The sequence below is a fragment of the Streptomyces sp. NPDC033131 genome (assembly GCF_055578365.1).
On record NZ_JBVIPA010000095.1, the window covers coordinates 1 to 8,611 of the forward strand.

Sequence of the window (8,611 nt, forward strand, 5' to 3'; positions counted from 1 at the left end):
CAGCTGCTGTCGGCCGGTGGCCGCAGACGCCGAATCGCCCTGGAGGCGATTCGCCTTTCCCTGCCCTGCTCCGCAGGAGCTTCGTTTCCTCCCCGACTGAAGGCCGGGGTATCCACGAAGGAGTCACGATGAACAGGGTGTTCTGCACGATGATCCCGGGCAGCGCGTACTTCAGATACGCCTCGGGCGATCCGGCCATCTGCCCGCCCAGTACGTACGTGAAGAGAAACACGAACATGATCGGCGTGATGCTGTAGTCGACCAGCTCGAGCAGGTTGTGCTTGACGGCGACCAGGCTGCGCCAGGCCATGGTGAAGGTCTGCCCTTGCGGGCCCCAGGTCGACGCCTGCCAGCGCCTCGGTCTCCTTGAACCGCTTGACCAGGCCCTCCGCCTCAATCGCATACGTCATGGGTCACCCCCTCGGGGTTCGTGGACCCCGGCCTGGGCCCACCTCTCCCACAACTGTGACGCACGGCACTGACATTCCCCGGCTTGCCCCGGTTCGCCCGAATTCCTGATGCGTGACGGACCCCACCCCGCCATCCGTTCGTACTCCCGTAACAATGGACTGTGATCTCTCCGGTCTCCCCGATGCCCCGGAGCGCCCACCGGCACAGGCCGGAGGCGACTCCCTACGTCGACCTCACCCGAGCGGAATGGAGTGTGCTGCGCGAGAAGACGCCGCTGCCGCTCACGGCCGAGGAGGTCGAGAAGCTGCGCGGCCTCGGTGACGTCATCGACCTCGACGAGGTGCGGGACATCTACCTCCCGCTGTCCCGGCTCCTGAACCTTTATGTCGGCGCCACGGACGGTCTCAGAGGCGCCCTGAACACCTTCCTCGGCGAACAGGGCTCCCAGTCCGGCACCCCCTTCGTCATAGGGGTGGCGGGCTCGGTCGCGGTCGGCAAGTCGACCGTCGCCCGCCTGCTCCAGGCCCTGCTCTCCCGCTGGCCCGAGCACCCGCGCGTCGAGCTGGTCACCACCGACGGCTTCCTGCTGCCCACCAAGGAGCTCCAGGCCCGCGGCCTCCTGTCGCGGAAAGGTTTCCCCGAGTCGTACGACCGCCGCGCCCTGACCCGCTTCGTCGCGGACATCAAGGCCGGCAAGGCCGAGGTGACGGCCCCGGTCTACTCCCACCTCATCTACGACATCGTCCCGGACCAGCGGCTCACGGTCCGCCGCCCGGACATCCTGATCGTCGAGGGCCTCAACGTCCTCCAGCCCGCCCTGCCCGGCAAGGACGGCCGCACCCGGGTCGGCCTCGCCGACTACTTCGACTTCAGCGTGTACGTCGACGCCCGCGCCGAGGACATCGAGCGCTGGTACCTCAACCGCTTCAAGAAGCTGCGCGCGACCGCCTTCCAGAACCCGTCCTCGTACTTCCGCAAGTACACCCAGGTGTCCGAGGAGGAGGCCCTCGACTACGCCCGCACGACCTGGCGGACGATCAACCGGCCCAACCTGATCGAGAACGTGGCCCCGACCCGCGGCCGCGCCGCCCTCATCATCCGCAAGGGCCCCGATCACAAGGTGCAGCGCCTGAGCCTGCGCAAACTGTGACCGTTAGTCTGCCGCCATGCTGCATCTGCGTCTCATCACCCCGTCCGACAAGACCGACGACGTGGTCCGCCTGATCGACACGACGGTCGGCACCGCCCACGTCGTCGTCATGCCGGGCGCGGCCCGCAACCCGGCCGGAGACGTGGTGATGTGCGACGTCGCGCGCGAAGCCGGCGACGAACTCCTCACCGGCCTGCAGGAGTTGGGCCTCGGACACACCGGCTCCATCGCCGTCGAGAACATCGACCTGTCCCTGTCCGAGCGCGCCGACAAGGCCGAGGCGGACGCCCCCGGCGAGGGCGCGGACGCGGTCCTGTGGGAACACCTGACGGACGCGACCCACGAGGAGTCGACGCTCTCCGTCACCTACATCGCGTTCATCACGCTCGCCACGATGATCGCGGCCTGCGGTGTGGTCCTGGACAACGCGATCCTGATCGTCGGCGCGATGGCGGTCGGCCCGGAGTTCGGGCCACTGGCGGGCATCTGCACCGCCATAGTGCAGCGCGCGCCTCGCCTGGCCCTGCGTTCCCTGATCGCGCTGCTGGTGGGCTTCGCCGCGGCGATGGCGATGACCGTGGGCTTCAGCCTCTTCATGGACGCCGTCGGCCTGTTCACGAAAGCCCAGTTGGAGGCCGATCGCCCCAACACCGGGTTCATCTACGCCCCGGACTGGTTCTCGTTCGTCGTGGCCGTCCTCGCCGGAGCCGCCGGCACCCTCTCCCTGACGTCCTCCAAGTCCGGCGCCCTGGTCGGCGTCGCCATCTCCGTGACGACGGTCCCCGCAGCCGCCAACGCGGCCGTGGCCCTCATCTACAGCGACACCAACCAGGCCTGGCGCTCCTCGGAACAGCTCCTGTTGAACCTCTTCGGCATCATCCTGGCCGGCACCCTCACCCTGCTGACCCAAAAATGCCTCTGGTCCACCCAACGCAAACGAGCGGCACTCTAAAACACCGGTCCCGCCAACGCCGCCAGGGGCGCGGGGAACTGCGCGCCAAGCCACCCCTAGGGGCGCGGGGAACTGCGCGACAAGCCACAACGAACCCGCACCCCGCGAACCACGGATCCCCCACCCCCGGCCCGGAAGAGCAACACCAACACCCCTACCCCAGCGCGGACTTCACCACATCCGCAAGCCGCCCCGCCACAGACCGAGCCTGATCGATATCAGCAGCCTCAACCATCACCCGAACCAACGGCTCGGTCCCGGACGGCCGCAACAACACCCGCCCAGTCTCACCGAGCTCCGCCTCCGCATCCGCAACCGCCGTCGCCAGCTCCGCGGACGTCCCCACCCGCGACCGGTCGACATCCGGCACATTGATCAGCACCTGCGGCAACCGCTCCATCACGGCCGCCAGCTCCCTGAGCGACCGCCCGCTCTGAGCGACCCGAGCGGCCAGCAGCAGCCCGGTCAGCGTGCCGTCCCCCGTGGTCGCGTGATCAAGGATGATCACGTGCCCGGACTGCTCGCCACCCAGCGTGTACCCGTGCTCCTTCATCTCCTCCAGCACGTAGCGGTCCCCCACCCCCGTCTGGATGACGGTGAGCCCCTCCCGCTCCATCGCCAGCTTGAACCCGAGGTTCGACATGACCGTCGCGACAACGGTGCCGGAGCGCAGTGCGGAACGCTCCCGCATCGCAAGCGCGAGTACGGCCATGATCTGGTCGCCGTCCACCTCCTCACCGGTGTGGTCCACGGCGAGGCAGCGGTCCGCGTCACCGTCGTGCGCGATGCCGAACGCGGCCCCGTGCTCGACGACCGCGGCCTTGAGGAGTCCGAGGTGGGTGGAGCCGCAGCCCTCGTTGATGTTGAGCCCGTTCGGCTCGGCGCCGATGGTGATGATCTCGGCACCGGCCCGCGTGAACGCGTCGGGCGAGACCTTGGCGGCAGCGCCGTGCGCCTCGTCGAGGACGATCTTCAGCCCGTCGAGCCGGTTCGGCAGGACACTGACGAGGTGGGAGACGTACCGCTCGGCCCCTTCCTCGTACGTGCGCACGCGGCCCACACCAGAGCCCGTCGGCCGGTCCCAGGGGGCGCCGGTGCGGTGCTCCTCGTAGACGGCCTCGATGCGTTCCTCCAGCTCGTCGTCGAGCTTGTGCCCGCCGCGCGCGAGGAACTTGATGCCGTTGTCGGGCATGGCGTTGTGGCTGGCGGAGAGCATGACGCCGAGGTCGGCGCCGAGGTCGGCCGTGAGATACGCGACCGCCGGGGTCGGCAGCACGCCCACCTTCAGAACGTCGACGCCCGCGCTCGCGAGACCCGCCACCACGGCGGCCTCAAGAAACTCCCCGGACGCACGCGGATCCCGCCCGACCACCGCGGTCGGCCGGTGCCCCTCGAAGGTGCCCGCCTCGGCCAGTACGTGCGCCGCGGCGACGGAGAGGCCGAGCGCCATCTCGGCCGTCAGATCCGCGTTGGCGACACCGCGCACGCCGTCCGTGCCGAAGAGTCGTCCCACTTGTCCTCCTGAGAAGCTTCAGATCCGGAAATCATCCGATCGCACAAGCCTTTGAGCGCCTTGTGCCGTTATACGCCCAGGCCTGTGATAAACGAACGCCCCGGTGGCACTGTGGCGTGCCGCCGGGGCGTTCGGACGTACTGCGTACTGCTGGTAGTACTGCGAGTACGAGCAGGCAGCGAAGCTTAACGCTTGCTGTACTGCGGGGCCTTGCGGGCCTTCTTGAGACCGGCCTTCTTGCGCTCGACCGCACGGTCGTCGCGCTTGAGGAAGCCGGCCTTCTTGAGGGCGCCGCGGTTGTTGTCCACGTCGGCCTCGTTCAGCGCGCGGGCGACACCGAGACGGAGCGCACCGGCCTGACCGGAGACACCGCCACCCGCGATGCGGGCGATGACGTCGTAGCGGCCTTCGAGCTCGAGCACCTTGAAGGGCTCGTTGACTTCCTGCTGGTGCACCTTGTTCGGGAAGTAGTCCTCGAGGGTGCGACCGTTGATCTTCCACTTGCCGGAGCCCGGGACGATCCGGACGCGGGCGATGGCGTTCTTGCGACGGCCCAGGCCGGCGGCCGGCTGCGGGTCGCCGAAGCGGGACGCCATGGACTCGGAGGTGTACTCGCCCTCGACGGGGACGTCCGACTCCGTGGTGTAGCTCTCGATGTCGACAAGCTCGGTCTCTTCGACCGGCTGCTCAACGGTGGTCTCGGCCACGATTCTCCTCAGATTCTGTTCAGTCTTAGGGGGTGGCCGGACTTACTGCGCGACCTGGGTGATCTCGAACGGCACCGGCTGCTGGGCAGCGTGCGGGTGCTGGTCGCCCCTGTAGACCTTCAGCTTCGACAGCATCTGGCGGCCCAGGGTGTTCTTGGGGAGCATGCCCTTGACGGCCTTCTCGATGGCCTTCTCGGGGTTCTTGTCGAGCAGCTCGTCGTAACGGACGGAGCGCAGACCACCCGGGTAGCCGGAGTGGCGGTACGCCATCTTCTGGGTCCGCTTGTTGCCGGACAGGTGCACCTTGTCGGCGTTGATGATGACGACGAAGTCACCGGTGTCGACGTGGGGCGCGTAGATCGGCTTGTGCTTGCCCCGCAGAAGCGTGGCGGCGGTGGTGGCGAGACGACCCAGGACGATGTCCTGAGCGTCGATGACGTGCCACTGGCGCGTCACATCGCCGGGCTTGGGGCTGTACGTACGCACGGTTCGTAGCCTTCGCTTCGAGTGAATGGTCCTAAACAAGGTCACCGAAACGATCACGACAGCCTCAACCCACTGCGGCGACGCATACCGCGTACGTGGGGTCGCTGGTCATCGGCCCGGTGGACCGGTGTAAGGGCCCGTCCCGTGAGAATGAGCAAGCCAATACACAACGAAGAAGCAGGATACCTTCGCTGGCCCGTACGGGTCAAAACGAGGCGCCTGCTGCCGTCCGGCCCGATTCTACCCGCCCTCCGCACCCCGGCACCGCACGCGGTACACGCCGGTCACCACCGGCACACACAGCGTGAGGCCGCCCTGCCGGAACCCTTCGCACCAACCACCCGGACATGTCGCTTTTGCGCTCGCTCATCCAGCGAACCCTGGTGCGCCCGGCGCCTCTTGGGGCGGACCGGCACACCGCCTCCCCCGTCTAAGATGCGCCCCATGAGCTATGGGCAGCAGGGGGGACCCCAGTCCCAGTGGGATCCCTGGACACCGCAATCCCAGCAGCCGTGGAACGGCGGCAACACCGACGAGACTCCGGACTGGGCCGCGCTCGCCGAGGCGTCCGAGACGCGCGCCAAGCGGCGCCGGCTGTTCTTCATCGGCGGCGGCGCACTGGCCACGCTGGCGATCGGCACCGCCGTGGCGATGGCCGTGGTGTCGGCGAACGGCGACCCGGAGGGATCGGGCAAGCCGGCCTCCCTCCCCACCAGCGCCGACATCCCGAGCGGGACCGGCACCGCGGAGCCGTCGTTCGAGCCGACCAGCGCCCCGCCGCCGCTGGACCCGAAGGAGTTCGTCTCCGACAAGAGCAAGGACACGGCCCCGATCGGCCCGGGCATCCTCTTCCCGGGCACGCAGCTGACCATGGGCTCGACCGTCTACAAGAAGGGCCCGACGGCCGACACCAAGAGCTGCGCCGCGGCCGCCAAGGGCACCCTCGCGAAGGTCCTCACCGACAACGGCTGCACCCGCCTGATGCGCGTCACCTACACCAAGGACGGCATGGCGGTGACGGTCGGCGTGGCCGTCTTCGACAGCGAGGCACAGGCGGTCAAGGCCAAGAAGGGCACCGACAAGAAGAGCATCGTCGCGTCGCTGGCCGGGGACGGCGTCAAGGCGTTCTGCAACTCCGCCGTCTGCCGCTCGACCACCAACTCGTACGGCCGCTACGCCTACTTCACGATCGCCGGCTTCACCAACGGCAAGGACGTGACCGAGAAGGACACCGCCGTCTTCACGACCGGCGACGACCTCGGCGAGTTCACCTTCCGCCAGATCCGCCGCCGGGGCGAGGCCCAGGCGTCGGCCGCGGTGAACGGATGACGGCCGCCCGGGGTCAGCAGCAGCCGGCCCCGGGCAGTGTCCGCCTGTTGCGGGCCTCCTTGTTGCGCGCGGCCAGCAGCCCGTCGGCCGGGTAGCCGACCTCCTCGAGGGTCAGCCCGTGCGGCCGTACGACGTGCACCGCAGAGTCCCGTACGCCGGCCGCCAGCACCTTCCCGGGCCAGTCGGCCTGCCGATGGCCGTCACCCACGAACAGCAGCGCCCCGATGAGCGAGCGCACCATGTTGTGGCAGAAGGCGTCGGCCCGGACCCTGGCGGTGACGACCCCGTCGTCGCCGCGCACGAGGCTCAGCTCCTGGAGCGTACGAATGGTGGTCGCGCCCTCGCGCCGCTTGCAGTAGGCGGCGAAGTCGTGCTCGCCCAGGAGCCGCTCGGCCGCCTCGTTCATGGCGTCGACGTCGAGCGGCCAGTCGTGCCACAGGACGTGGTTGCGCAGCAGCGGGTCGACCCCGCCGGGGTTGTCGGTGACCCGGTAGGCGTAGCGCCGCCAGATCGCCGAGAAACGGGCGTTGAAGCCCTCGGGTGCCTCGGTGAGTGACCAGACCCGTACGTCCTTGGAAAGCCGCCCTGCGAGCCGCTTGAGCAGCTTCTCGCGGTGCTCCGCCCAGAGCTCCTCCGGCAGATCGACGTGCGCCACCTGCCCGCGCGCGTGCACGCCGGCATCGGTCCGCCCGGCGACGGTCAGCTCGTACGTCGTGTCCTTCGACCGCGTCACGGTCCGCAGGGCCGCCTCTATCTCACCCTGCACGGTCCGCCGTCCCCCGGCCTGCTTGGCCCACCCGGAGAACGCGGTCCCGTCGTAGGACAGGTCCATCCGCACCCGCACGAACCCGGCCTCAGCTTCGTCACTCACCCAGAGATCCTCTCACCCACACGAAAGCGGGCCCGCCCCTCGAAAGGAACGGACCCGCAACGCCCGAAGGGGCGCGGGGAACTGCGCGATCAGCCACGACGAAGCCGCAGCCGCGCACGCACACACCCCGGCAGAACGCTTACGCGTCCTTCGACTCCTCGGCCTCGCCGGCCTCGTCGGCCTTGGTCGTGTCGACCTTGGTCTCCTCGGCGGCCGGAGCCTCGGCGTCCTTGGCGGCACGCTGAGTGGCGGCCTCGGCCTCACCGGTCGCCTGCTGCGCGACCGTCAGCGCCTCGACCAGCTCGATGACAGCCATGGGCGCGTTGTCGCCACGGCGGTTACCGATCTTGGTGATGCGGGTGTAGCCACCCGGGCGGTTCTCGTAGCGCGGGCCGATCTCGGTGAAGAGCGTGTGCACGATGCTCTTGTCCGTGATCACCTGGAGCACCTGACGGCGGTTGTGAAGGTCGCCCTTCTTCGCCTTGGTGACCAGACGCTCGGCGTACGGACGCAGCTTGCGCGCCTTCGCCTCGGTGGTGGTGATACGACCGTGCTCGAACAGCGACTTCGCGAGGTTCGCGATGAGCAGCTTCTCGTGCGCGGCGCTGCCGCCCAGACGGGCACCCTTGGTGGGCTTCGGCATGGTGTTTCTCCTAGGTGTCTGCCCCGGCCGTATCAGGTACCGAGGTCAGTATCCGAGCGGGCGGTCGCCCGTCGAAGATCCGGGAGCCTTTACGGACGCCCGGAAGGTCCGCGCCCCAAGGGGCGCGGGGAACTGCGCGGCCGGCCACGAGGACCGGCAGCCGAATCAGTACTGCTCGGTCTCCACGAAACCGGCGTCCGCGTCGTCGTCCGCACCGAACGCGTCCGCGGCGGCGGTCGGGTCGAATCCGGGCGGGGAGTCCTTGAGCGCGAGGCCCATCCCGGCCAGCTTCGCCTTGACCTCGTCGATCGACTTCGCACCGAAGTTGCGGATGTCGAGCAGGTCTGCCTCGGAACGGGCCACGAGCTCACCCACGGAGTGGATGCCCTCACGCTTGAGGCAGTTGTACGACCGAACGGTGAGCTCCAGCTCCTCGATCGGCAGGGCGAGATCAGCGGCCAGGGCGGCGTCCGTGGGGGACGGGCCCATGTCGATGCCCTCGGCGTCGATGTTGAGCTCGCGCGCCAGGCCGAACAGCTCGACCAGGGT

9 protein-coding genes and 1 pseudogene are annotated in these 8,611 nt (G+C 68.8%); 3 read left to right on the forward strand and 7 right to left on the reverse strand.

The features are described from left to right. A pseudogene (locus ACZ5XS_RS45390) lies at positions 1-310 on the reverse strand (hypothetical protein); the annotation flags it as partial. A gap of 282 nt (positions 311-592) precedes the next feature. Between ACZ5XS_RS45390 and coaA the strand changes: the two are divergent. Then, positions 593-1,561, forward strand: coding sequence for a type I pantothenate kinase (gene coaA, locus ACZ5XS_RS45395; protein ID WP_468661583.1), 969 nt, complete (start codon positions 593-595; stop codon positions 1,559-1,561). 16 nt (positions 1,562-1,577) lie between these two features. Continuing rightward, positions 1,578-2,513: a DUF389 domain-containing protein gene (locus ACZ5XS_RS45400; RefSeq protein ID WP_468661584.1), complete on the forward strand. Its 936-nt coding sequence runs from the start codon at positions 1,578-1,580 to the stop codon at positions 2,511-2,513. Between the two features lie 154 nt (positions 2,514-2,667). On the opposite strand, the gene glmM is transcribed toward ACZ5XS_RS45400, so the two are convergent. The 3 genes from glmM to rplM all read right to left on the reverse strand — a co-directional run bounded on the left by glmM (position 2,668) and on the right by rplM (position 5,219). Continuing rightward, positions 2,668-4,026, reverse strand: coding sequence for a phosphoglucosamine mutase (gene glmM / locus ACZ5XS_RS45405; protein ID WP_468661585.1), 1,359 nt, complete (start codon positions 4,024-4,026; stop codon positions 2,668-2,670). Positions 4,027-4,211: 185 nt separating this feature from the next. Continuing rightward, entirely contained in the window at positions 4,212-4,733 is a 522-nt protein-coding gene (rpsI, locus tag ACZ5XS_RS45410; RefSeq protein ID WP_217235218.1) for a 30S ribosomal protein S9, read from the reverse strand. A 42-nt stretch (positions 4,734-4,775) separates the two neighbouring features. Next, positions 4,776-5,219 carry a 50S ribosomal protein L13 gene (gene rplM, locus ACZ5XS_RS45415; protein ID WP_217235219.1) on the reverse strand — a complete coding sequence of 148 codons (444 nt, stop codon included), beginning with the start codon at positions 5,217-5,219 and terminating at the stop codon, positions 4,776-4,778. 444 nt (positions 5,220-5,663) lie between these two features. Between rplM and ACZ5XS_RS45420 the strand changes: the two genes are divergently transcribed. Then, the gene (locus tag ACZ5XS_RS45420) at positions 5,664-6,548 is read left to right on the forward strand and encodes a hypothetical protein (protein WP_468661586.1); all 885 of its coding nucleotides are present in this window, start codon (positions 5,664-5,666) and stop codon (positions 6,546-6,548) included. A gap of 13 nt (positions 6,549-6,561) precedes the next feature. Here ACZ5XS_RS45420 and truA read toward each other — a convergent pair whose 3' ends face one another. The 3 genes from truA to ACZ5XS_RS45435 all read right to left on the reverse strand — a co-directional run. Next, positions 6,562-7,419, reverse strand: a complete 858-nt coding sequence (truA, locus tag ACZ5XS_RS45425; protein WP_468661587.1) for a tRNA pseudouridine(38-40) synthase TruA — start codon at positions 7,417-7,419, stop codon at positions 6,562-6,564. 139 nt (positions 7,420-7,558) lie between these two features. Further along, a complete protein-coding gene (gene rplQ / locus ACZ5XS_RS45430; RefSeq protein ID WP_468661588.1) occupies positions 7,559-8,062 on the reverse strand; it encodes a 50S ribosomal protein L17 in 504 nt (167 codons plus the stop codon). A 165-nt stretch (positions 8,063-8,227) separates the two neighbouring features. Next, positions 8,228-8,611, reverse strand: a 384-nt coding sequence (locus ACZ5XS_RS45435) for a DNA-directed RNA polymerase subunit alpha C-terminal domain-containing protein (RefSeq protein WP_324612174.1), incomplete at its 5' end; no start/stop codon positions are given.

What these genes read in the sequence shown, in the direction of transcription:
- coaA (WP_468661583.1), top strand. Translation starts at nt 593, where the DNA reads ATGCCCCGGAGCGCCCACCGGCACAGGCCGGAGGCGACTCCCTACGTC.
- ACZ5XS_RS45400 (WP_468661584.1), top strand. Translation starts at nt 1,578, where the DNA reads ATGCTGCATCTGCGTCTCATCACCCCGTCCGACAAGACCGACGACGTG.
- ACZ5XS_RS45420 (WP_468661586.1), top strand. Translation starts at nt 5,664, where the DNA reads ATGAGCTATGGGCAGCAGGGGGGACCCCAGTCCCAGTGGGATCCCTGG.
- rplQ (WP_468661588.1), bottom strand. Translation starts at nt 8,062, where the DNA reads ATGCCGAAGCCCACCAAGGGTGCCCGTCTGGGCGGCAGCGCCGCGCAC.